At 57.2% G+C, this 25,699-nt stretch carries 10 protein-coding genes and 2 pseudogenes; 9 read left to right on the forward strand and 3 right to left on the reverse strand.

All coding sequences use genetic code 11. The annotated features are described in order from the left end of the window. Positions 1-56 precede the first annotated feature (56 nt). The 5 genes from KPG66_RS14840 to KPG66_RS14860 all read left to right on the forward strand — a co-directional run bounded on the left by KPG66_RS14840 (position 57) and on the right by KPG66_RS14860 (position 17,249). Positions 57-209, forward strand: coding sequence for a hypothetical protein (locus tag KPG66_RS14840; protein WP_237071295.1), 153 nt, complete (start codon positions 57-59; stop codon positions 207-209). 628 nt (positions 210-837) lie between these two features. Next, positions 838-4,578 (forward strand): Tc toxin subunit A, encoded by a 3,741-nt coding sequence (locus tag KPG66_RS14845; RefSeq protein WP_237071296.1) that lies wholly within the window; start codon positions 838-840, stop codon positions 4,576-4,578. A gap of 61 nt (positions 4,579-4,639) precedes the next feature. Further along, entirely contained in the window at positions 4,640-9,388 is a 4,749-nt protein-coding gene (locus KPG66_RS14850; RefSeq protein WP_237071297.1) for a neuraminidase-like domain-containing protein, read from the forward strand. A 255-nt stretch (positions 9,389-9,643) separates the two neighbouring features. Next, positions 9,644-17,035: a SpvB/TcaC N-terminal domain-containing protein gene (locus tag KPG66_RS14855; RefSeq protein WP_237071298.1), complete on the forward strand. Its 7,392-nt coding sequence runs from the start codon at positions 9,644-9,646 to the stop codon at positions 17,033-17,035. Continuing rightward, positions 17,028-17,249: a hypothetical protein gene (locus KPG66_RS14860; protein ID WP_237071353.1), complete on the forward strand. Its 222-nt coding sequence runs from the start codon at positions 17,028-17,030 to the stop codon at positions 17,247-17,249. The genes KPG66_RS14855 and KPG66_RS14860 overlap by 8 nt, the downstream gene beginning before the upstream one ends. Here KPG66_RS14860 and KPG66_RS14865 read toward each other — a convergent pair. From KPG66_RS14865 to KPG66_RS14875, 3 genes and pseudogenes are all read right to left on the reverse strand, one after another. Further along, positions 17,210-17,485 (reverse strand): annotated as a pseudogene (locus KPG66_RS14865) (ISNCY family transposase); the annotation flags it as partial. The gene KPG66_RS14860 and the pseudogene KPG66_RS14865 overlap by 40 nt on opposite strands. Continuing rightward, positions 17,481-18,269 (reverse strand): Fic family protein, encoded by a 789-nt coding sequence (locus KPG66_RS14870; protein ID WP_237071299.1) that lies wholly within the window; start codon positions 18,267-18,269, stop codon positions 17,481-17,483. The pseudogene KPG66_RS14865 and the gene KPG66_RS14870, both read right to left, overlap by 5 nt. Positions 18,270-19,141: 872 nt before the next feature. Continuing rightward, on the reverse strand, positions 19,142-20,017 hold the full coding sequence (locus tag KPG66_RS14875) for a J domain-containing protein (protein WP_237071300.1): 876 nt from the start codon (positions 20,015-20,017) through the stop codon (positions 19,142-19,144). Between the two features lie 813 nt (positions 20,018-20,830). Between KPG66_RS14875 and KPG66_RS14880 the strand changes: the two are divergent. The 4 genes and pseudogenes from KPG66_RS14880 to KPG66_RS14895 all read left to right on the forward strand — a co-directional run. Continuing rightward, a pseudogene (locus tag KPG66_RS14880) lies at positions 20,831-22,204 on the forward strand (sigma 54-interacting transcriptional regulator); the annotation flags it as partial. Positions 22,205-22,646: 442 nt separating this feature from the next. Then, a complete protein-coding gene (locus tag KPG66_RS14885) occupies positions 22,647-22,898 on the forward strand; it encodes an acyl carrier protein (protein ID WP_237071302.1) in 252 nt (83 codons plus the stop codon). Then, positions 22,895-24,145 carry an acyl-CoA dehydrogenase family protein gene (locus tag KPG66_RS14890; RefSeq protein ID WP_237071303.1) on the forward strand — a complete coding sequence of 417 codons (1,251 nt, stop codon included), beginning with the start codon at positions 22,895-22,897 and terminating at the stop codon, positions 24,143-24,145. The genes KPG66_RS14885 and KPG66_RS14890 overlap by 4 nt, the downstream gene beginning before the upstream one ends. A 742-nt stretch (positions 24,146-24,887) precedes the next feature. After that, the gene (locus KPG66_RS14895) at positions 24,888-25,697 is read left to right on the forward strand and encodes a Crp/Fnr family transcriptional regulator (RefSeq protein WP_237071304.1); all 810 of its coding nucleotides are present in this window, start codon (positions 24,888-24,890) and stop codon (positions 25,695-25,697) included. Positions 25,698-25,699: the final 2 nt, after the last annotated feature.

Genomic DNA, 25,699 nt, shown 5'->3' on the forward strand with positions numbered 1-25,699 from the left:
GTCGTTAATTCATGTAATTAAAATCGGGCCGCTCTTTTGCCTGGGCTGGAGCTCACATGTCGGTTGGCGATACGTCCGTTACCTATCCGTTATCCACTGTCCAAACAGAAATCTGGCTCGCGCAGCAGTTTCATCCCGACAGCCCAGTCTACAACATCGCCCAGTACAAGGTGATAACTATTGTTTCGAAAAATCCTCCGTCAAGCTAAATTTTATTTAATTGTTTCTTTGTGTGGATCACTGTTTAGATGCTTTTTATTCTAATTTTGGCGGATTTATAAAAGCAAAACTATTTGAATGGTTTGCGATTTGGGCCTATAGTGGACCCACCTCATTGGCAAACTGTGCACGTAAGAAGAGGTTTCATCTTCGTACGTGGTGCGGGCCATTAAGAAGAATGGGGTGATTCGTCGGCAGCCAAGACTGCCGTTTCATACAGGCGATGTCTGGAGTGAAAGCAATGACGAAGTACCTCATCGTAGCCCGAATAACGTTGTGCCAGTGCGGTCCCAGCTTTTCTTTTTTCAGCACCTAGATCGATCCTGTCTAGCCTGCTGTGCAGCGATTTTACGCTGAGCGCATTTCATATCACTGCAAAGCCTTTGCGGCTCGACAGAAGTTTGTGGTTATCGCTGACGCAATCAATCCCATTTAGAAGTTGCACTGCGTAGGGCTGGCATCTCATCGGCCTGCGAAGCCGAGGCCTTGCGCGATGCTTGCAATGTGACAGTGCATGCATGTTAGCGGCGCGCTTCGCGCTGTCATGCCAGTTGTAGCGCATTCAATCACTGTTGCCTCGTTACAGCAGGCAACGCTTGTATTGTTCCAGGAGCTTGCATGAATGACACCACCGTTTCTGTCCCTTCCTCCGACGAGCCGCCAGAGCGAGGCGAGCAAGGTGCAACCGACACGCAAGCGGCGCCAAGTCTGGGGCCGGTCAAAGAGGTGGCGTCCAGTCGCCTGCTCCAGCAGCTTGCCCCTGAGCATGGCGTGAAAGCCCAGCATACCGACTTGTCTCTTCAAAGTGTGCTGGAACAAACAGGCTTTCGGTCAGTGTTTGATATCGTTGCCAAGCCAAAGCATACGTTCATGGGAGTGCTTGGCGTCCAATGGCGGGGCGATACGGAGCAGGTGTACGACAACGCGTTGCGTTATGCGGTTCAAATTGCGCGAATCTATCGCGAGCACGCCGTTACGCGTCCCAAAAGGGAACCAGGTCAAGCCACTCGAGGTTTGGTTGATGAAGGACCGTTTTACGCAGACCAATTTCAGGAAAAATGGTTTGAATTTTGCGAGAGTGGAGCACTAGAGGCGTGGGATGCGCCGCTAGCTTATTTGTACGACATCTACAAATTTGCCCAGAAATTAGAAAGCGAGCATGCAGAATCAGGAGGGAGGCGTATCCCGCTGGATCTGCGCAGACCTGATTTAAAGGATTTGCGCATCGATCACGCGTCAACGTATGAGGTTGTGCCGGCACTGGCCATTGTCAATCGTGTTCTGACGGCGCTTGTTGACGCATACAAAGAAGACACGGAAGATAAAGGAAAGACGGTTCATCAACTTTTGGCACAAAGGCATCATCCGTTTCGCTTTCCCTATGAGTTTGCGCACCATCAAACCATGTTAGGGCTTGCGGAACTGAAAGCGCCGCTTGGCACACTGATTTATCGTTTGCAGCCCAATGTGCCAATCGAAATTAAAACCATTGACGATCAAAAGGCATTTGGCTATGCGCTACCCGCGCTGTCACAGCTTTCTTCGGCGCAGCAAGCGATACTGACGCACCCTCCCTTTTTTGCCAATCTCTATTTTGTGACGGGATCGGAATTCGATTCTACCTACTGGCTTAGCCCAGGTACCCATGCGCGACCTGAATGGGCGGAGCGGGCTAACCAAATGTTATACGTCATACCGTCCCAGCCAGATATAGAAGGGCCGGGCGAGCCCAGCGAACAAAACGATGACAAGAGCGAGACGTTCGTCACATTTAACATTACCAATGCCGACGGCGAGTCACACCAGGTTAAGTTGCTGGCTCGAAAAGATATTAGATTTATAGATTTTTATGCGATGAACGCTGGGATTGGGCATAAGGAAAGGCCGGTTTCCTTTCGGCTTCAATATCGCCCAGAGGACAACGAAGGTCAGAACTTGCCAGAAAATGAAAAAACCTATACAGGTTCGTTTGCGGTCGACGCGCAGACGCGTTGGTCGATAAGGCCGCCTGGATACAATAAATTTTTGCGTTGGCGTATTGGCTTTGTTCATAACAGTGAGCAGAAAGGTTTTTTTAAATTGTCGGATGATGCGCAAGATTTTTTCAAAAATTATTATGGTCTACCGATTGCAGACTCGAGTGCGATCGAATTGACCCACTTGGTCACATTTTTAAAGCAGACTGATCTAGAGGGCGACGCATTAGACGCACTCCTTGCTCGTGGCCAGTACGCGCCAGTTGTTTCTGCGAACGTCCCGCCACTTAACAGTTTTTTGTTGCAACAAGGATATGAGCAGCCGGCGTGCTGCCGCTATCCTTATCCCCACCACTATGGGGCAGTCTATGTCAATGGCACTGGGGTGGATAATAAGCCAAAGGACTGGTATTCAGCCTCGATGGACATTGAACCCGCTACAGGCGACCCGACCCAACAGTATCTTGTGAATACCTCGTTGGACCGTTTTGACAGGCTGCAGCGCATGATTCGATTGCAGCGCTGGACAGGTCTTTCTTTTGCCGAGTTAGATACGTTGATCGTTGCCGCAATGCGCGCGGAATTCGATGATAATCTGAGTCTGGAAACCAATTTAAACACCGTTCGCACGCTGGGCGCGTTCAGTTACTTCAATGGAAAATACAGTATCGAGGCGGAGGAATTTGCCGCGTTTTTTTATGTCATCAGTCCATACGCGTCGGCAGGGCGACAAAACTTATTCGACCGCGTGTTCAACGACCCGCCGTTATTGGAAGTACCACTCGTGCCAGATGGCACACCAATGGGAGAGCCTGATGACGACGCGTACCGGCAAACTGCAATACAGCTATGTGCGGCATTGAACCTTACCGATACGCCTGAATCCTTCGGTCGTGTGGCAGAACTCATGCGCAAGCTGTGTCCTAACCATCACTGGTCACGGACCGTTGAACTGTTCTCAATGTTTTACCGGCTGGCGCGCATCGCGCAAATGTTTGGGTTGTCTACTGAGCATTGTTTAGATTTGTTAGAGGTGCTCGGCGGCGAAAACTATACGCACATAATCGCATACGGGCGTCTCACTGGCCGCCCTCACTCTACGCCGGTAGGGGGGCAGCAAAGCGTGGACAACGCCGCACTTAGCGAGGGGAAAGCGGTAGATGCACTAGATATTCTGATGCAGTTGGACTGGGTCATTGACTGGCTGTGCGACGCGAAGTTAAGTGTCGAGCAAGTGCGGCACTATCTTGGGCATGAAACGGCCAATGTGCTGGCGACGGCCGCAGTCGCGCAGATGATTGAGCGGATCACGCAGGGGGCTGTAAGTCACGCAGTCACGCCAACGATGCTGAATAATCTTGATTTGCCTCGATACGAAACGGAAGGAACGGCAGTCAAGAGCCGCAATAAATCAGATCGTCAGCCGATCAACTGGATGGAGGTAATTACGACGACAAGCGTTGAAGAAGGTGCTGGAGGCGGCACGCTAGTGGACGACTACGGGTTGGTCAACCCGTTTTCATGGCCGTATGGACAAGTAGAAGACGTGATGCTTCGAGAGCGGGTGCAGAGCGTCGTCGGTTCGTTGGAACTGACAGAGCAAGAAGAGGACAAGGCGACAGAGTTGCTGACGGCGGCACTGGCCGGTGCGCAGCGTCAGCAAGCTGCGGTGGTAGAAGTCGAGCTGGATCAGCTTATTGGCTTACCGTATGAGATGGCGCCAAGCGTGTTGGCCTTGAGCGGCTATACGATTCACGCTTTTTTGGTGAGCACGCTTGAAGAAAGTGAACATGCAGCCGGCCCGGTCAATGAAGACGACATTTCCAGTGATTACTTAAGGTTACTAGGCACAGTTGTGCGTCATGCTCAGGCCGTGCTTGAGCTTCGCTTGTTCAGTACGTCGTTACATGCACTGACGAGTCGACCGGCTTGGCTCGATGCTCGCTTGGACCCAGCGTTACGGTTATCCGATTTGCGCACCTTGTATCTACTACAGCGCTATCAGGCATGGCTGCCCGACGTGGCAGGCGGAGAAGATGCGGTGCTGCGGTACTTCGCATTGGCCAACCCGGAAGAGGCTAAAAACAATGACGAGTGGTTGTGCGCTTGCCATCGTGCACTGGCCGATCTGCTTGGATGGACGCTTGCTGATGTGGAAGCGGTCACACGGCGCTTGCCGCAGCAGGTGGCACGCAGCTTTGCCGATGTCGAGTGGCTGTTGCGTATCGATGCGCAAGCAAAGCGCACGAACCTCAGTGTAGCGGCGCTGCTTGCCCTATCCGGCATGCACGCGGCGAGCGATGCCAGCGACTGGCAGCAAGCCGGTCAATGGGCGATGGCTGCCCAACGGGCGCAATCTTCACCCACCGCCGCGCAGCGCTAACCATTTTCTCATCACTGTGATTCTGCCCGCCATGATCCGCGGGCATCCCGGGAGAATTCGCATGACAACAAGCATTGAAGGCAAGTTGAATGAAACACTACGCGACGCGCTGGTGGACTATGTCTTAGAAGAAGTGATCCCCAATCACAAGGGTTTTCGGTCAGAGTGGGAGTTGACCCACAAGGTTAAGACGCCAAATGATCTTTACCAATTTTTGTTATTAGATCCGCTGGTCACGCAAAACGTGGAGACTAGCTGGGTGACCTCAGCCATCGCAAGCGTACAGCAGTACGTCAATGCCATTATGATGAACATGGAACCGGGCTACACAACCCGTGGCGTAGAGTCCCACGATGTGGCTGAGTGGCGCGATCAAAAGAGCCAGTATCCGATTTGGGCGGCTAGTCAGCAGTTGAGCTTTCACCCGTCGATCTACCTAGATCCGGCACTGCGCCTAAAAAAATCTGCCTACTTTGAGGAACTTGAAACCGCGATTACGCAAAATCGCATTCAGGCTGACTCTGTCCAAAGTGCGGTGCTCGCGTATCTTGCCAAATTCGAGGAGGTGGCCAACTTATCGATCATCAATGGATATGCGAGCAGCGATGACTTTGCAAACGCCACCTACTACTTCGTTGGCCGGTCCAGTGCCGAGAACGCGTACTACTGGCGCAGCGTCGACATGTCTGACCGAGCAAAAATGTCCGGATCAATTGAACACAAAGTAGACACGATCAATCCGGGCGCTTGGTCGGATTGGAAGCGTATCGATTTACCGGTGGGGGAGGCCACAATCGAGCGCACCATCCGCCCGATCTTTTTCAACAATCGTCTATTCATCGTGTGGTTGGACTGGTATCCGACTGGAGCGCCAAAAGGTGAGCCGTTGCCCATTGTAGACAAAACGTCACGCCTGGCCGATGATCCGCCCTCGATGATTCGCCCACAGATAAGGCTTAATGCAATTTACAAAAAATATGATGACAGTTGGAGTGCCATTCGGTCCTATATTGATACGATGGTGCCAGCCGGCATTTCATTAGATAAATTTGACACCATTGCGGTGCATGACAGCTCGGCGCAACCGTACAAAATGATGTTAAGTGTATATGGGGAATACGAAAAGGGAGAAAGTTCAGAGGGTAAGCAGGATAAATGTGTATTTTTGCATAATATTGCGGTTGATCCCAGCTTTAAGATTGAAAGGATTTGGCCGCAAGACGAAGAAAAAATGGATGCTATGGCGGAGACTCAAGAAGTTGGTATCAAGTCGTCGCCGGGCACTGAACACTATATGCGTAGGATTGTCCGTCACTTTGCTCAGGATATCAACATTGAACGACGATTTCAGCATGCATTTTCTATCTTCCCGAAACTCAAGTCTGCTTGTACAACGTCGCCACACCGTGATCAGAACGCTAATTGGAACTGGCAAGACAATCAACAATATATCTCTGACATGCGGGTAGATAACGAAGTAATATTCGATTCAGAAAATAAAAAACTTAATTTAACAGTTAAAATAAGCAAAGATATTGTATTTAATGATAAAAAATATGTGATAATTGGCCGTCAATTAATCTACACTGAAATTTATGAAAAGGGGTTTTATTTTTTAAAAAATATCTCATCAGAAGATATTAATACTAAGATTTTCCTTGTCATCTCAAATAAGGAAAACTCAGGATACAGGGGTTTTGAATTCGAAGATGGATTAAAATTATCTCCGGGCCAAGAGGTTGATATTACGAAATATTGCGCCAGCGGCGATGGGGAATTTATTAATAATGATTTTTGTCTTATGGGCAATTTTTATCCATTAAGAGATTCTGGTTACGTATCTACAACCTCTATCCCTAACCCCAATGCCATTTTCCGTCTCGTGCTCTGGCACTCGAACAACCAAGCTCCAGACGCTAACAATGACCCGCCCATCCCATTGAACGGGAACGCGACAACTGTTATTGTTGGTGATGACCATAAAGAGATGTTGCCAAACACAGCAAGTCTATCTGCCACGATCGACATTAATCCAAACACGCTGGTCCCCGATGGATGGGGGCATGCTGATAATAATAAAAAAATTTATCTTCAACCTGGTATTTGGGTTCAAGACGATAGTAAAGATATTGCTTGGCCGCGCCGATTAACCGAGATCGAACTCGAGGTGGGCGGTTTTAACGGCAAGTCGCCGCGAATTGCAAGGAACGCTGATAATCGGCTTGGCGTGGTCGAATTTATCGACTTTGCCGGCTCGACAGCAGAAAAAAGTGACGACGGTCAAACCCCACGCCGGCCTATCCGGATGAACACGTTGTTCGTCAAGGATTTGATTAACCACGCCAACATTGCGCTGGAGCGTCTGCTGTCATGGGACTCTCAAATGATTGAGGAGCCGGCCATAACGGGTACTGAGGTAGAGACAATGGATTTCAAGGGCGCTAACGGGCTGTACTTTTGGGAGCTCTTTTTTCATCTGCCGTTCATGATTGCGCATCGCTTTCATACGGAACAAAGCTTTGCCGACAGCGACGAATGGCTCAACTTTGTCTTTAACCCAGCGTATCGTCGCCAAGAGGGCAGTGATCGACCGGATTACTGGAACGTACGCCCGATCGCGCCGGAGTACGAGCGCCCCGCGCTAGAGTATGCGGTCCGTGCGCCAGTGGACCCCGACGGGGTGGCGGCGGCCTATCCGGTGCACTATCGCAAGGCGGTGTTCATGCTCATGATCCGCAATTTGATCGCACGCGGAGACTGGGCGTACCGCGAGCTGACACCAGATAGCCTGGGCGAGGCCAAGCTATGGTATATGCGGGCGCTGAATTTGTTGGGACCGCGCCCGAATGCAGGGGCAACAAACCACTGGTCGCCTATCACGTTAGGTGAGTTGGCGCAAACGAGAAACCTTGCGCTGCGTGAGCTGGAAAACGAGGTGGCGCAGACGCCGTCGATGTTTGATGACGATCAGCGCTTGCAGAAGGCGAGCCCCGCGTCATCGTCTGGTGGCCAATTGATTCCATCGACGGGGCGGCCATTGCCCAAGGTGTTGCTCATGCACACCGAGCCGGATCCCACCATGTCAGTACTCGACACCGACAAGTTCAAGGTGCCGATGAACAAGCTGTTGGTTGAAATGTGGGACATAATCGAATCCCGTCTACGTAATCTGCGTGACAGTCGCACCATCGATGGCAAGGCGCTGCAGTTGCCGCTGTTCGCGCCGCCGCTTGATCCCAAAGCACTGCTGGCGCGTTTTGCCGCAGGTGGCACAGCGCGCAGTGGCGGACGGCTAGCGCTGGCGGTAGTGCCGCACTACCGCTATTCAGTTATGTACGGCCGTGCACTGAATGCGGTGGAAACACTGATCCAATTTGGTAACACGCTGCTGGCGATGCTCGAGCGGCGCGATCAAGCCGAACTCCAGGAGCGTGGGCAGGCGCATCTGTGGGAATTGTCAGAGTTTGCCATCGAATTGCAGCGCGCGACGCAGGCTGTTGACGCGACCAACGAGGAAGCGCTAAAGGCGAGCCAGCGTATTACGCGGGCACGGATTCGTTTTTATGAACAGCTGATCAGGGAAGGCGTGCTGTCGGAAGAAAATCAGGCCGATGAGATGCGCCGTGCAGCCGGCATTGTTGAGTCAACATACGGCATAGCACGCGGCACAGCGCTGGCACTGGATATTGCACCGAACGTATTTGGTTTGGCAAACGGTGGCAGTAATTACTCATCGGTGCCGGAGGGCATTGCCACAGGTGTTGCCGCCGTTGCACGAACGATGTACACGAGTGCAGAATCGTTGGCGACGACGGCCTCCTATAAGCGTCGAGAGCAGGAGTGGAAGCTTGCGCTTGAGCAGGCGCAGCTCGAAGAGGAACAGATCGACGAGCAGCTAAAAGTACTACAGGCACAAACACAGGCGACGCGGGTTCAGTTGCGGCACGCGGAGCGCGCGCAGGAACAGGCGCGCGAGCTGATGGATTTTCTCGCCACGCGCTTTACCAAAGCTTCGCTCTACCAGTGGCTGGCCAGCCAAACCTCGACGTTCTACTACCAAGCCTATGACGCAGTGCTGTCGTTGTGTCTGGCCGCCGAGGCCGCTTGGCAGTATGAAATGGGGGACTTTACCACGCGCTTTATCCAACCCGGCACTTGGAAGGACGCGTATCGCGGCTTGCTAGTGGGCGAAGGGCTGAAGCTCAATCTCATCAAAATGGATGCCGCGTATTTGGCGCGCAACGAGCGCCCGTTAGAAATTGTCAAGACGGTGTCGCTTAAGCAGTTGCTGGGTGCAGATTGGAAAAAATCGCTAACTGATTCGCATAAAAATGAAGACGATTACGGTCGCATCACTTTTAACTTGTGCGAGAAAGATTTTGACGACGACTATCCGGGGCTCTATCAACGGCGCATTACGCGCGTGAGCGTCTCGCTGCCCGGGATCTTGGGCCCCTATGAGAATGTATGCGCAACGCTCACGCAGGCGTACAACGCCTTCCTAGCTTCGCCCGATCCCGACGGAGCTAAGTTCTTACGCGGTGAGGTCCAAGTGGCGCCTTCCAGCGTCGTGCAAAATCTGCGGGCTAGCCAACAGGTGGCGCTGTCCACAGGCCTTGATGACGATGGGCTTTTTATCATGCGCTTTGACGATGAACGTTATTTGCCGTTTGAAGGTACGGGCGCCCACTCTAGCTGGGAACTGGCGTTTCCCAACCCGCTCCGACAACAAGCGCTTTTAGCCTCGCTCACGGATGTGATTGTGCGCGTGCACTATACGGCTAAAAATGGCGGTGAGGCGTTTGTATAGTCAGTTGTTCGGACACGTCATGAATAACGCATGTGCCCAAGCTCATGGGATTCGATGCAAATTAGTGCGTGGCTAAAACGGCTGATGCGCGTCGAATGACGCGACGCGGCGGCATGCATTCCCATGAAGCAGTCGTTGACCAACCGATATTGTGGTGGGCCACTTTTGCATGGGAAGCAGGCGTGGCTTGAACGCTTGATAACGCCCAACTCAAACGCGGTTCGCTTAAAACTGCATTGACCAAAGGATAACGCGATGGACATGGCCACACGCACTGAGACAACCGCATCCCCCGCAGTTGGGCTGCCATCGCTGTCGCTGCCCAAAGGCGGTGGCGCGATTCAGGGCCTTGGCGAGACAATCAGCGCCGGGGGCGTCAGTGGTACCGCGTCTTTAAGTCTGCCGCTGCCGCTCACCGATGCCGGCACGGTCACGCCAGCGCTCACGCTTACCTACCACAGCGGCGCGGGCAACGGCGCGTTTGGGCTTGGGATGACACTGAGCGTGCCCAGCATTAGCCGACGCACCGCGACAGGTGTGCCACGCTACACGGAGTCGGACGAATTCGTCGATGCAAGTGGCGAAGTGCTGGTGCGGGTTGATGACGCAGCCACGCAGACGTTGAACGGGCGCAGTTTTCAAGTCACGCGGTTTATGCCGCGCGTCGAGGGCCGCTTTGATCGGCTCGAGTACTGGCAGGCGCAAAATGACGATACTTTTGTTTTTTGGCGTGTGGCAGCGGCCGATGGCACCCAACACGTGTTCGGCTATACCCCGGCGGCGCGCGTGGCCGATCCGGCCGCACCCAAGCGCATCGCACGCTGGTGGCTTGAAGAGAGCGTCACCCCGCACGGTGAGCATGTGTATTATGACTACAAGAGCGAAGATGATGCGGGTGTTCAGCTCAGCGACGCCGTCGAGCAGTCGCGCGAGCGGTGCGCACAGCGGTATCTCAAGCGCGCGTGCTATGGCAATCGTCAAGCTTGTCGCGACTTGTATCTGATCAGCGGCACGCCGGTGCCCACCGACTGGCATTTCGAGTTGGTGTTCGACTACGGTGAACATGCATTGTGCATCGAAGCCACGCCCACCTATGAGGGAGAGCATGACTGGCGAGCCCGCTTAGACCCGTTCTCCGACTATGCGAGCGGCTTTGAAGTGCGCACGCATCGGCTGTGCCGGCAGGTGCTGATGTTTCACCGCTTCGATGCGCTAGGGGAAAAGCCGGTATTGGTGCGGCGTCTGGCTTTTGAATACGATGAAGAGCCGGTACTGAGCCGCCTGCGCGCCGCGTGGGTGACCGGCTATGGGCCGGATCCGGCGAGCGACAAGCCGGATCCGGTGGCGGTCAGTTTGCCGCCCGTCGAGCTTGGTTTTGGTGCCTTTGCACCGGATCAAGGGCAGTTTAAGCCGTTTGAGCCGCTCGCGGGGCTTAATGATGGTGCCCTGTATCAACTGGTCGATCTGTATGGTGAAGGCGTGCCGGGCGTGCTGTACCGCGATGGTGTAAGCTACTGGTATCGTGCGCCAGTGCGCGCTGAAAACGGCGAAGACGCGATCACGTACGATGCGTGGCAGCCGTTGCCGCAACTGCCTGCAGGAGGTCTGGGTCCGTCAAGTCGATCTGCGCTGATGGATTTGACCGGCGACGGCCAGCTCGATTGGGTGATCGCGCAACCGGGGCTTGCGGGCTTTTTCTCGTTGGGCCCGGACAAGCAGTGGCAAGCGTTCGTGCCGTTTGATGCGTTTCCGACCGAGTTTTTGCACCCGGACGCGCAACTGGCCGATCTGATCGGTGCGGGGCTGCCAGATTTGGCGCTGATTGGCCCCAAAAGCGTGCGGCTGTACGCGAACCGGCGTGAGGCCGGTTTTGCTGGGCCCAAAGACGTGGCACATGAGCCCGATCGATTGCCCAGCGGGGCGAGCGTCTCCAATGAACTGGTTGCGTTCAGTGATGTGCTCGGCTCGGGCCAGTCACACCTGGTACGGATACGTCACGACGCAGTGGTGTGTTGGCCGAATCTGGGACGCGGGCGGTTTGGCGCACCAATCACGTTAGCGACATTGCCGTTCGAGGCGCGCACTTTTCACCCAGCCCGGGTGCGGCTGGCCGATCTGGACGGCTCGGGTGCGGCCGATCTGATTTATCTGGAGAGCAATCGTTTCCGAGTATGCCGGAATCAGGGGGGGAATGGCTTTGCTCCCCCTGTCGATCTGGCTTGGCCCGATGGCGTACACTATGACGACACCTGTCAAGTCAGCTTCGCGGACGTACATGGCACCGGCTGTGCGGCACTGGTGCTGACCGTGCCCCATCCCACGCCGCGGCATTGGATCGTGGATTTTGTGGGCGGTAAAAAGCCGTATTTGCTCGAGCGTGTGAACAATAACCGTGGACTGGCCATGCAGCTCACGTATCGCAGCTCCGCGCAGGTGTGGCTCGACGAGAAGCAGGCGATGCCCGATGCCGTCAGCCATCTGCCATTTCCCGTGCAGCTTATCTCGCAGCTCACGCAAATCGATGAGATCACCGGCAATACGTTGATACAACGCTATACGTATCGGCACGGTTTTTACGACGGACACGAGCGCGAGTTTGCAGGCTTCGGTTACCTCGAACAGTGGGATACCGAGCACAATGTATCAAACCATAACGACGACGACACGCTTACCGCGCCGGTGCTCACGAAGACATGGTTTAGGGTCGGTGCTGCTCAAGACGACGGCTATCGAGCCGACTACTACACGAAGGACGACAAAGCGCCGTCATTGGCCGATACTCGTTGGGTCGATTGCGACGATCAGCCGATCACGCGCCCCGATGCAGAACAGTTACGCGCGATGCGTCGCGCATTGCACGGGCGTGTGATGCGCGAGGAGGTGTATGGCGTTGATAGCACGCCCGAAGCCCTGCATCCCTATACGGTGACCGAGTACCGTTACCAGGTGCGCGAGGTACCGGACACATCCGGCGCGCGTGTATTGTTGCCGATGCAACTCGAGCAGTTCAGCATGCAGTACGAGCGTACGCCGGATGACCCGATGAGCGCGCACCAGGTGCTGCTGGCCGCGGATCGGTATGGCCATCCGACCTGCTCCGCCACCGTCCACTATCCGCGTCGCGCGAATACTGCCACATCGGAAGAGTATAACGACCCCCAACAACAAATATTGCGTGTGACGCGCACTGAGCAACGGCTGATTCACTTGGACCAGGATCCCGACCACTGGCGGCTGGGACTGCCATGCGAGACTCAAACAGTGGTGTTGGAGCCGCAAGCCAGCGAGGATGAATGGCTCGGCTACGAGCGGCTGACCGACGGCAGACTTGAGACGGCACCGTGCGAGTTAATCGGCTGGCAACGCTTTGCCTATGTCGATGCGGAAGATGCCGAGCTGCCATTCGGTCAGGCGACACTCGAAGGGTTGCTCGCTGGTACATGTCAAGCTGAGGTGACGCTGGATCAGTTAAAGCAAGCCTGCAAAGACTTGCCATCGCCTAGTGACATTGATCAATGGATGACGCAAGCGAAATATCGGAAGTTCAACGAAGACAGCAACGACTATTACTGGATCGAGTCGCCGCGCGCGCATTATTTTGGGGCAAGCGACTTTTATCGGCTCAGCCACCAGACCGATGCGTTCGGCGCTCAAACGCGGCTCGAATACGATGCTTCCGGCTACTGTGTGACATGCATCACGGACGCGTTGGGCCATGTCACCCAGGCCGACTATGATTATCGGCAGCTGCAGCCGATGCGCGTGACCGATGCGAACGAGAACCGGCATGAAGTCGCGTACGATCCGCTTGGCCGATTGCGCGTGTCGAGCTTTTATGGCACGCAAGGTGATGACACGGTCGGCTTTGCACCGGTGAGTGACTATCGCACCGACGTCACGACGCTCGATGCAGCACTGGCCGCACCCGCCGGCGCGATCCAGCACGCGGCCAGCGTCTGCTACGATGCGCTGTTCAGCTGGATGGGCCAGCTTGGGGCTGACGCACTGAGCGAAGCTGAACAAGCTACGCTGTATCAACAGGGGCTGTTCACGCCCGGCGGTCAAATCCGCGCGCGTTGGCGATGGTTGACTGCCACGCCCCCCGGCCTGTCTCCCGAGCGTTGGGTTCAGATTCAAGCACTGCTCAATGGCGCGTCTCGTACACCGGTGCATACAGCGAGCTTCATGCACGACAGTTATCTGGATGATGCGCGGCAGATCCGCTGCACGGTCGCGTTTACCGATGGCTTTGGCCGCGCGCGGCAAGCCAAGCAACGTGTTGCTTCAGGCCCCGCATGGACGACCGATGCGCACGGCAATTTGGCGCTCGAAGCAGGACAGCCAGTGAGCCAGGAGACGCAGACGCGTTGGGCGGTCTCGGGCCGCGTCGAGTACAACAATAAGGGACTGGCTGTGCGCGTGTATCAACCGTATTTTGTGGATACGCCCCGCTATTTGAACGATGCGTCGCTGCGGCAGTTCGTGCCCCATGACACATTTTATTACGATCCGTTGGGCCGTAATACGCGGGTGCACACCGCGGCTGGCCATCAGCGGTATAGCGAGTTTGGTGTTTGGTTCGACGCACACGAGGACGAAAACGACACGTCGGACAACCCTTTATATCACGACACACCAACGATACAGGTACGCGATAATCGGGGCTTGACGGTGCGGGACGTGCAATACAACCGTGTGGCCGAGGAGGACGGGCGACAGGTTCTGGTGACCTGCCATACATTCGATGCGAGTGGTGCGCTCGTGAGTAGCGCCGATCCGCGGCTCGGCGCGCAAGGCAAATGCAATTTTAGTTACCTGCGCACACTGTCCGGTCAACTATTGCGTACCGACAGCGTTGATGCGGGCGCGCAACTGCAACTGTACGATGCGCGTGGGTTGACCGTGTGGACGGCGACCGGCAACGGACATCGGCAGCGGTGGACATACGATAACCTAGGCCGTCCGAGTGCGCGGTTCGAGCAGCCTGCCGATGCTGAAAATGAAGCCTGTCGCGAACGGTTTGGCTATGGGGCGCCGGATAGCGATGCGCGCTACAATTGCCGCGGCCAATTGATCCGCCATGCGGATCCCGCTGGCCTCACCATAATCGGCAGTTACAGCGTCAGTGGCCCGCCGCTGAGCGAGACGCGCGGCTTTTTAGCGATCGCTGATGCGCCCGATTGGCCCGAAGACGACGATGAGCAGCGTGATCTGCTTGAGTCCAAGCACTATACGACCTACTGGACTTATAACGCATTGGGCGAGACGCGCACGCACACCGATGCCGGCGGGCATCGCCGACGTTATGAGGCGGATATCGCCGGCCAGCTTCAGGCCGTGTGGCTGCAACTCGCTAACCAAGATGAGCACTGTGTCGCGTCGCATTTTACGTATAACGCAAACAGCCAACCGTTGCAGATACGCGCCAGGAATGGCGTGGTGCGTACCTACGCGTATGAGCCACGCACCCAACGGCTGGCGCGCTTATGCACACGACGCGAGCACGATAGCGCCACGTTGCAAGATCTAAGCTACACGTACGATCAGGTGGGCAATATCACACGGATCGAAGACGCGGCCCAGCCAGTGCGTTATACGCGCAACCAGCGGGTCGAAGCGGCGAGCGATTACCGGTACGACGCACTGTATCAACTCATCCAGGCCAGCGGCCGCGAGAGTGCTCAGGCAGGTCAGCAAAGTGCCGCGTTGCCGCCGTGGCAAAGCCTGGATGCCACACAACGGGTGAAATACACGCGTCATTATGCTTATGATGCGAGCGGTAACCTACACCGAATGCAACATGCGGGCGCGCAAAACTATACGCTGGAGATGACCGTGGCAACTGGCGCGAACCGCGCGGTGCCGCGCAATTGGACCGAACACCCTGATCAAGTGGATCAGTATTTCGATAAGCATGGTAATTTGACGCAATTGCAGTCGGGCCAGCCGGTAGACTGGAATGCGTGCGCTCAGCTGAGCCGTGCCGTGCAAGTCGAACGCGGCGAGAGCAATGATGACGACGAGCGCTACGCATACAACAGCGCGGGCCAACGCGCGCGCAAGGTGCGCCGCTGGCTGGCGGGCTCTCAGCAGCATACCGAAGACGTGCGCTATCTGCCGGGGCTGGAGTGGCGCGAGCATCGGCAGGCCAGTACGGGCAATCCTGCGCAGGCCAATGTTACCGAAGCGATGCAGGTGATCGTTGTGGATGCGGGCGGCATTGCGCTGCGCGTGATGCATTGGGAAACGGGAAAACCGGAGCAGATCGCTCCTGATCAACAGCGCTACAGCTTGGATGATCACCTGAGTTCCAGCACGCTGGAGCTCGATAGTGAGGCGCAGCTGTTGACATATGAAGAGTATTACCCCTATGGCGGCACGGCCGTGTGGGCGGCAAAAAGCGAGGTCGAGGCGAAATATAAAACTGTACGCTACTCGGGCAAGGAGCGAGATGCAACGGGATTGTACTATTATGGTTTGCGCTATTACGCGCCATGGTTGCAGCGTTGGATGAGTCCCGATCCGACGGGCGTCGTGGATGGTACGAATCTATATCGGATGACACAGAATAATCCGATAACTTACGTAGATAATGAAGGTGCAAAAAGCCAAAATAGAAATAAACATATATTCTGGGCCTCGACGTTTCTTTCCAGGAAAAAAGGAGAGGGATTAGGAAGCTCACTAAAACGGGGGCACACTATTGCGCGAACTCTGATAGGAGGACTGGTTGTCGCTGGCCTCGCCATTACTGCTGCGACAACCTTGGGTGCTGGAATCGGTGTCATTGCAGCTGTCGCGGCGATCGGTTTTGGTGTGGGTGCGCTGTTAGGATACAACACAAGCAAAATCACGGAGTCTGTTGCAGGGGGCGCGCGCGACTGGCTGAAAAAAGGAAAATCCCCAAAAGCGCATGCGGCCGCGGGCGGTGGTGTGGCAGCGCTTGCTGCGACTGCCAATGGAGCGAGGGTTCAAGGCATCGCGACGGCGACTGGAGTAGGTGCTGTCTCAGGTTTGGCAGGCGGATTGATCGATAATCCCGATCGGGGCATGGGAGGGGCGAATGCCGCTGGTACCGCGGTTGGAACGGTTGATCTTCTCGCAGGTAAACAAATCAGCACTGCAATGGAAGTCTCGGCCGCTACGTGGGGAGGCGTGGGTGGCTTCATAACCGGCGTAGAAGGGAGTGCGAACGTCGGGGAAAATGCAGGATATGGTGCTTATATAGGCGGGATGGCTGGACGTTATGCTGATAATGCCGTGAGTTATACGTTTAAATGGGCTGGGGGTGAAGCGATGAAAGCCACGCTCCAGCACTATGCAGATGGCTATCTTCCTACCTGGTCCACCAACGCAGTAGCGGACAAGGTTGTCAACAGCGTTGTCTCAAAAACGGGATCTGCTGGAGCGTTGGAGTGGACAGGCAGTATGGCGGGGGCTGCCGTTGGTGGCGTGGGCACCGCACTGATCGAGGCCGTGCCTGACGCTAGGGCTAGGGAGTGGCTGGAATGGGGGGCGCAGGGTATCAGCGCCGCGGGCGGATATGTCATGGATTTGGTTAGCACAAGAGTGATAGAACATTCGTCCCGAGAGCTTGCCAAGGAGGCCATTAAGAAGGCAGCCAGTACTGCATTGTCCTATGCTTGATGTCCTAAAAGAGGTGTTCGACGCTGCGAACAGGCGGAGCGGCTACCATGGAGGAGGCGCGCACGGCGTCCAGATCGTTGCGCGCGGCGAGCTGCGCAGTCTCGCGCGTGCCGCGATGGGTGCCGTCGCACCCGTCCAAATGCTCGGGCAACGCGAGCGCCTCGACCGGTTGCACGGCGCTTTACCGATCCGGCTGCTGTCGCGTTGCGCTTGAATATACTGTCTGCTGGGCAACACATGGCCGTTGGCTCGAAACTCAATGCGGCCATCCGTATATTCTTATACGTCGATGTATTGATCGATCAGCTTTCGGTGCTCCGGCGTATCGTCCAGCAGGTACATGACGCGGTCGTATTGCACCGTCAGCGACTGCGTTACCCTGCGCGGCTTGCGCCATGTGAGCACGAAATCAAGACTCTCGTCAAAGCGCAGCGGCCAATGTGCATCAAATAGAACGTATCGATGTCCCGGATAATGGCGGCTCATCGTTGGGCCGGTGATCCTCGCGCAGACCGAGCACGTCGAGGTATGTGCCGAGAGCACGCTGAACCGACGCAGCGACCAACTGTGTAATGCCGCTGTAATTGCCTGTCATGCACGCCTCATCCAATGAGTCGTAGTAAGCGAGGCGATCTTCTTTACGGATAACGGCAGGTGGATAACCAAACTTCATCAACTCAAAGTTGAGCAGCAGTCGGCCCGTTCTGCCGTTACCGCCCACAAACGGGTGGATTTTTACAAACCGTGTATGCAGCTCGGCTGCACGCGTGACAGGATGCACCGTCTGAGCTTGCGTGTGCCAATCAATTAGCGCAGCCATTTCAGCCGGCAGATGCAGGAAGTCCGGCGGCGTTGTACTAGCGCCTGCGATCACCACGTTCTCATGGTGATATTGGCCGGCTTCTTTGCCATCGATCCCTTTCAGCACTAGGCTGTGAAGGTTGCGAATCTGCCATTCAGACAGCGTCTCGTTCTTCGCGACGATCTCTTCGACGTAGAGAATAGCGTCGCGATGGTTCGTGGCCTCGAAGTGCTCGCGCAGCGACTTGCCCCCCACCGTAATGCCTTCCAGTACCACCTTCGTCTCACGCAATGTTAGCGTGTTGCCTTCGATTGCGTTCGAGTGGTACGTCCATTCCAGCATCAGCTTCTCGCGCAGTGATGCGACCGTATGCGGCGGCAGTGGACACGCCGCATCAAGCTTCGCCTTGTCGGCGTCAACCGCTTCCAGCATAGGCTGTATTCTTAGTAGGACAAGATAGACTGGCCGTTTCAAATGCGGTTTGCGCCTTCTTCACGGACTGCGCAGCATTGAGCTTCGTCTTATACGTGATGTGTTGCTATGTTGCAAGGTGGTCGTGGTTGCGGCATCCTGATTATGCAGTTAACAGTCATTGCTTCAGCGTCGCCACAACGGCGCTGCTGTGCAATAGATCAAAATGCAGCCATGCCCGGCGATGCGGATCGTTGGGCATGACTTTTTTCTTGCGCGTCTAGATGGTAGAATGCGCTCCGCCCTTTCCCGGGGTGATGAAATTGGTAAACATAGCGGACTTGACAATTTGAGTGCACGGCCGGAAACGGCCGATGTAGAACCCTTCAAATTCGGCGAACCCCCTGGCGCATGAGCCGAGGCAACGCCGAGCCAAGCCGGTCGGGCCTGCTGGGCCTGGCAGGAAGGTGTAGAGACTAGACGGAGGGCGCCTAATGCGCGATACCGCAGTAACACGAGCGGTGCCGCGCGATGGCGAAGGCATAGTCCAGCGCACGAACGCCGGTCATTGCGATGATCAGCGGCGCCGAAAGGCGTGGTGTGAAGAAAATCCGCCGCTTCACGGCTTGCCGGTTCGAGTCCGGTCCCCGGGACCACAAATTACGTCAGCGAAACTACTAAATGACGGATGATGTGCTCTGCAGGGCCAGGCTACGCTTGTGTGATTAGCCGCTCGAGCACCTGACGCTTCGTCACCGTGTAACGTCACATCAGCCGCACAAGTGCAAGGCCGGCTTTCCGTAATGATTGGCATGCCTAGCTGGCAATCTTCGTTGCCATCGTTGCCTGCCGTGGCTCGTATTGCCTGTTAGGCTGCCTGTCGAATTGCTCATTTATGTTCGTTGCCGAACTGAATGCCTCGGCGGGCCGCGCCGGCGCGTTGCGCGAGCCGACGCGGCGGGTCTCACGAACGAGGCCGGTTGTGGCTGGCGGCCGGCAGGCGACGTACGAGGCTGAGCCGTGCCGCCGCGTATGGAACGGGCCGCAGACAAGGCGGGATCGCGGGGCTCGTGCCGTGGTGAGCCTGCCGCGGCGCGGCCACGTGAGGCGACCAACGGTGAGCTGGCCATGATCGGGGCGGTGGCGGGCGGCGTGGCCGCCTCAGCGTTGGCGCGCGGATGACGATCGCGTCCCGCCGGGGCTGTATCGTCGCGCGCGGTACGCGCCAGCGCGCGCAATTGTGCGAGCGCAGTATGCATCTCTTCCAGCGCAGGGTCGGCTTCGGACGTCGCCGCCGCAGCGCCGGTCGTGGGCACGAAATTTGAGCGCAGTGGCGCATCGTCGACGCTCAGCTCAGCAATCAGCACGACGGCGGCGATCGCGGTACCGATACCGGCCATCCAGTGCGAACGTGACACGTCTCGTGCGGCCCTACGCGCGTGTGGCACCCGGCGTGCGTTGCGTAGAAACAGGCGCATCCACTTGCTCCACCGCCACCGCCACCGCGATGTTCGTCGATGGCGGCCGTGGGACTGCGGCGCAATACGGCGCACGCCGGCATGCAGTGCAAGATCGTATTGGGCGCGGCGTAACGGGTGGGTCAACGCGGCGTATGCGTCGTTAATCCGCTGGAATTGCGCTTGCGCATAGTGTTCCCGCCCGCGATTGCGGTCCGGATGCCACTTCATCGCTGCACGCCGCCACGCCGCCTTTAACTCGGTTGGCGTTGCGTGAGGCGTGACCCCCAGGATGTCATATAACGTTTTCATCGCGGCGTTCTTTATCGGCACGCCACGCCCGTCGCGTACCGAGGGTTTTACGGATGCGGGGCACGAGTGTTTGTACGCGAACGCACGCTGACAGGCGGGCTGCTTCGCGCGAGTTGCCTTCGCTTCGCACGGTTTCTCCTTGCCCGCCGTGAACCGCTGCCTAATTCGGACGGCCTAAACGATCTATCAGACACGCCAGGGGAAAGAAATGTTTCGAGTGGTAACCCGGGATGGATGGGCAAGCATAGCAAAAACGAAGCTGACCATTGCAGGTGTCGCGAAATGGAGTCTTTGCGGCACGAACGCGCCAATGCCATACCGGATTTTCATGGGACTGCGAAGATACAAAGATTTACAAACCGTCGGCGTCCGTAACGCTTCGACGCCATAATGACGTCGTGCTCGCTTACTATGGGTTTTGTTTCGGCGGTGCTTGTAAGACCGGCGCCTTTTTACAGAACTTTGCAGAGGCCAGGATCGGTGACTGACGGTCTCAGCGATCGGACGCGCGAGCGCCGTGTACCGCTCGGGCCAGCCAATAGGCAATGTGAGGTGGTGATGTCCGAGCGTGGGGCGCTGCGTGCCGTAGGCCGTGCGCCAACCTGGCTTGTCGCCCCGTCCAAGAGGGCATTGACATGACGCAACGCAACGCTTTTTGTCACGGGCTGAATTTTCGTACGCAGTCCGTGATGATGGCATGGCCGTCACTCAGATAGGGTTGTGTGCGGGATCAGGGCAATTGTACGCTCAACGAGGTACAGGTTCGCCGGGACAGGGTGCCACGCGCTATCCTATCGATAAGGGGCAGAGTGAATGAACAGCGGACACAGGCGGCAACTCGTCTATGTGACGCGGTCAGCGGACCGTGCGCTACAACGGTTGCTGGCCCGGCATGGATGGAGCGTCGCGACGTGCGATACGGCGCGTCAGGCAGAGCGCCTGGTGAACACCACTGGCGCACGCGTGGGCATCTTTGATGTCAGCAGCGGCTTTGATGAGGCAATCGCGCAGTTCGAACCAGTGCTGCTGCGCCCGGACATGATGTGGGTGGCCACGCCTACGGCCGCGCAATTGGCGGCGGCGCATGTGCGTCGATGTGTGCGCAGCCATTGTTTTGACTTCGTGGCGATGCCGGGCCCCGCGCAATTAGTGGTAGATGTGGTCGCACGCGCGTACCAGATGGCAACGCTTGACGCGGGGGACGACGCACCGCGTGCACAAGGTGAGATGATCGGCGCCTGCGAGGCGATGCAGCAATTGTTCCGCGTGATTGGCAAGGTTGCCAATACTGACGCGCCAGTGTTAATTTTTGGAGAGTCCGGCACGGGCAAGGAGCTTACGGCCAAGTCGATCCACGATCAGTCGATTCGCGCAACGGGGCCGTTCGTTGCAATCAACTGCGGTGCGATTCCGCCTCATCTGCTGCAATCCGAACTGTTCGGCTACGAGCGGGGAGCGTTTACCGGCGCGAATCAGCGCAAGATCGGCTACGTCGAAGCGGCCAATGGCGGTACGCTTTTTCTAGACGAGATTGGCGATCTTCCGCTTGAGAGCCAAGCGGGCCTGCTGCGCTTTCTGCAGGAGCGCACGATACAACGCCTGGGCGGACACGATGCGATTTCGGTGGATGTGCGAATCGTCTCTGCCACGCACGTCGACTTGGAGGCGGCGGTGAGCGCGGGGCGCTTCCGTTCAGACCTCTATCATCGATTGTGCGTGCTCAGGCTCGAGGAGCCGCCGTTGCGCGCCCGCGGTCGTGACATCGAGTTGCTTGCGCAGCGCATGTTCGAGCGCTATCGTGGCGACAGCCCGAGGCACATACGCGGCTTCTCTGCGGCGGCGCTCAACGCGATGTATCGTTATGCGTGGCCGGGCAACGTGCGCGAGTTGATCAATCGAGTGCGCCGCGCGATCGTGATGGCCGAGGGGCGGGTGATCACCCCCGAGGACCTGGAGCTAGAGGATGTCCTTGAGCAACGGGCACCGACGCTGGCGCTCGCTCGCGAGGACGCCGAGCGCCGCGCGATCGAAGGGGCGCTCGCGCGACATCGGAACCGGCTTGCCGGTGCCGCGCAGGAACTCGGCGTGTCCCGCGCCACGCTGTACCGGCTGATGCTCGCGCACGGTATGCGCACGCGCCAGGGCCAGGATAATACCCGGCCGAGGCCGTCGCGCGCCGTGTCGGTGGCGCGCGATGTCGATCCCCACCGGTCGTGTTCATCGACGACAGCGCGGGCTGACGCCACATCGTTGCATGCGCATCGGCGCAATCCATGGCTTCCCGGCAGCCCGCATGCCGGCGCCGATACGCTGCCCGATTCAGACGAACGTAGCTGGCACGGCGTTTTCGACCTTGCCGGCAGCGGTCGCCGCACGATGCTTGACGAGGCATTGAACGACATCGTCAAGGATCTTCGGCTCTTGCAGCGCAATTAACGCGCTGTGGCTGCTGATACGCGTCGGGCGTGCGCGCCCCCGGTCCCCAGGCCGGCGGCGCTGCGACTTTGTTCGCAAGCGTACTGAATGCAATGCCTCTCAACGGATTAAATCGGTTCGGTTATTAACGAATCTTTAAGAGGCAGGCTCTGCCGCCGCCGAGTAGCGGTGCCGGGCCGTACCTGGGGACACCATGAATAGCAAGCTGCGAGAAATCCTTGCCCAATGGGCCGACCTGGACGTGCCCATCGCGTCCCTGTCCGACGATGCCAGCCTGTACGATGCCGGTATGTCGTCGCTGGCCACCGTCAAGATTCTGATGGCGATTGAGAACGCCTTTAATGTTGAAATTCCGGACGAGTGGCTCACGCGCGAGTTGTTTACGAGCGTTGCTTCGTTGAGCCAGGCCATCAAGCAGCTCCAGTCCGACGAGGCAGCCGCATGATGGTGGCGCCCGGGCGGCAGAAAGCGGTAGCGATCGCGCGAGGCCCAACGCGGGCGATGCCGGCCAGGGCCGGCGGCGTGGCCCGCACGAGCTTACGGCGATGGTCCGGGCTGGCCTCGGCCGAACACGCCCACCTGCAGCCGCTGCTGTACATCGCGTCCGAACATGCCACCGATGTGGATCGCGACGCGCGCTTTCCCACCGAGGCGCTGGGCGCGTTGCGTGAAGCAGGCTTGATGTCATCGCTGGTGCCGGCGTCACTGGGCGGAGCCGCAACATCGCTCAAGACCGTTGCGGGTATTTGCGAGGTGCTGGCGCGCGCTTGTGCATCCAGCGCGATGATGTTCGCGATGCATCAGGCGAGCGTCGCATGGCTCGTGCTGCATCACGAAGCGCATGAGGCCAGTCGCGCATTGCTGCAGCGATTGTGCGCCGAGCAAATGCTGTTCGGCATTGCCGGTATGGCCGACGCGACCCCGGCCGCGGGCACCGCCAGTGGGCCCAGGCCCGCATTGCTGCAGCACCATGCGGGGCAATTCACACTGGTGATCGACGGCACGACGATCCCGTATGGCGCTTACGCGGACGCTCTATTGCTGCCGGCGAGCGAAAACGGCTTTATCGCCGTGTCCAAGGAACAGTACAAGCTGGAGCGGCGCGAAAGCTGGGATGCGCTTGGCATGCGAGGATTGTGCAGCGACGAATTCTGTGTGGTCGTCACGGGCGAGTCGAGCCAGATTCTGCATACGGCGCGCCATGGCACAGGCAACCTTCATGCGATTGTCCAATTGCTGCACAGCGCCGTATGGGTCGGCATCGCCGCCAGCGCATTGGAACGCGCGCAGGCTTACTCGAGAGGGCAGGGCGAGGCGGCGCACGCGCTGATGCCTGGTGCCGCGCGCCTGGCCGAAGCTAATGCGCTGTTGCAGATGATGCGCGCGCATCTGGGCAGTGCACTGGAGCAGGCCAGCAGCGGTCCGGACGGCTTGCCGCCGCGCGATGGCGCCTTCGTCGATGAAATGCAGATGTTGAGGACCGGCGTATCGAGAAGCGCGCTGGCGCTGGTCAATCACGCGATGATGGTCTGCGGCATAGACGGTTATCGCAACGATACGGAGGTCAGTGTCGCGCGGCATCTGCGCGATTTGTACGCTGCGCCGCTTGGGTTGGGGGCCCCCCGTCATGCAGCAATTCCTTCCGCCTCCGCCTCCGACGTCACGCCGTCGAGCGATATTCTCCCCGAATAATCTCTCTGGTGTTGCGCATGCACCGCCGCGCGCGCAGTCCATGCGTTTCAAACTGTAAATTCGATGTCGATAGTGTTACATCGACGCCATGGATCACGATCGAGATGGCGGCGTCTAGACCATTATCGGTAACTATTACGCGGATCCGCGGGTTACAGTTTATGCGTTTCGCTAAATTAATAAAAACTATGACTAATCAATCGATTGCGATTGGAGTGTGGGGTAGCGAACATAGACTGGCCCTAGCTTAGCAATTCAGATTTGAAACAGTTTTGCGTGTTTTATCACGCCGCTTTTCAGGCGTCGATCCGGTGCCTCGACGGGGTGTTTGGTGATGCCGAACGCGTCTTAACCCGCGTGCAGGAAAGCGATAAGCGGTAAAGCGCACGTTTTGAACCGGGCCATGCTCATGGCGCAATGCAACATCTGGTGTGTCCCGCGGCAGCTAGTCTGTTCATAAATGCGACGCTTTTGGGCGGCGCGGCGGTGTCGCGGCGGCGCCCGTCACGCGCAGATCTTTATTAATCAAGGACTTCTGATCTAGTGGCACACAACTCGCTGAATCAAGGCTATGTCCCCTTCAGAGGGCGACACGGCAACGTGACAGAAAACGTTCAACAGGCCGCGGATCCGAGGTCAAGGTAAAGATTGCAGCGGTTGCAATTGTCCTTGGATGGTGATCAGCGAAATTCGACGGACACCACGCTGCGTTTGCGCAGCATAGCCAAACCGGAACACGAATATGCTCTACCCCAGAGAGGATCTGCATGTGAACCACTTGCTCGGCGCCTTGAGCGAGGAGGACTGGCGATCGCTCGAGCCGCACCTCGAGCTGGTTCGCGTCAAGAGCCCGCAACTGCTTTGCGATGCCGACGAGCCGATCCGCCACATGTATTTCCCAACGACGGCGGTGATGTCGATGTTGTATTTGATGGAGGACGGCGCGACGGTCGAGGTCGCGGCGATCGGCAACGAGGGCGTGGTCGGGGTACCCGTGCTCACGGGCGGCGGTACGATGCCCAGCCGTGTCGAGGTGCGCAGCAGCGGTTTTGCATACCGCGTGCCTGCCAGCGTATTCCGAAAGGAGTTCGAAAGGTCGATGGGTATTCATCGACTGATGCTGTTGTACATTCAAGCGCTGATGACGCAAATCGCTCAAAGTGCGCTATGCAACAGACACCATTCGGTGAATGAGCAACTCTGTCGTTGGCTCCTGCTTGCGCATGACCGCTTGGCTACGGATGAACTGGCGGTCACCCAACAGATGATTGCGAACATGCTGGGGGTACGTCGCGAGGGGGTGACCGAGGCGGCCGGCAAACTGCAGGAAGCAGGTTTGATCAGGCAACGCCGAGGGCATATCACCGTGCTTGACCGGCAGGGCCTCGAGGCGCGTGCCTGTGAATGTTACAGCATGATCCGCCGAGAATTTGATCGGCTGTTGCCGCGTGCCGCCGATGTCGTGGCGCTGGAGCGCTCGCGCACGAACGCGCCGGCCGAGGGACGTGCACTGCGCACGCTCGGCTACGTCCGTGTGCTGCAACCCGCCTAAGC

This window comes from Mycetohabitans sp. B2 (genome assembly GCF_021733735.1).
In the GTDB taxonomy this organism is placed as follows: domain Bacteria; phylum Pseudomonadota; class Gammaproteobacteria; order Burkholderiales; family Burkholderiaceae; genus Mycetohabitans; species Mycetohabitans rhizoxinica.

Coding starts and splice junctions, on each gene's coding strand:
- KPG66_RS14840 (WP_237071295.1), top strand. CDS start 57: ATGTCGGTTGGCGATACGTCCGTTACCTATCCGTTATCCACTGTCCAA.
- KPG66_RS14845 (WP_237071296.1), top strand. CDS start 838: ATGAATGACACCACCGTTTCTGTCCCTTCCTCCGACGAGCCGCCAGAG.
- KPG66_RS14850 (WP_237071297.1), top strand. CDS start 4,640: ATGACAACAAGCATTGAAGGCAAGTTGAATGAAACACTACGCGACGCG.
- KPG66_RS14855 (WP_237071298.1), top strand. CDS start 9,644: ATGGACATGGCCACACGCACTGAGACAACCGCATCCCCCGCAGTTGGG.
- KPG66_RS14860 (WP_237071353.1), top strand. CDS start 17,028: ATGCTTGATGTCCTAAAAGAGGTGTTCGACGCTGCGAACAGGCGGAGC.
- KPG66_RS14870 (WP_237071299.1), bottom strand. CDS start 18,269: ATGCTGGAAGCGGTTGACGCCGACAAGGCGAAGCTTGATGCGGCGTGT.
- KPG66_RS14875 (WP_237071300.1), bottom strand. CDS start 20,017: ATGAAAACGTTATATGACATCCTGGGGGTCACGCCTCACGCAACGCCA.
- KPG66_RS14885 (WP_237071302.1), top strand. CDS start 22,647: ATGAATAGCAAGCTGCGAGAAATCCTTGCCCAATGGGCCGACCTGGAC.
- KPG66_RS14890 (WP_237071303.1), top strand. CDS start 22,895: ATGATGGTGGCGCCCGGGCGGCAGAAAGCGGTAGCGATCGCGCGAGGC.
- KPG66_RS14895 (WP_237071304.1), top strand. CDS start 24,888: ATGCTCTACCCCAGAGAGGATCTGCATGTGAACCACTTGCTCGGCGCC.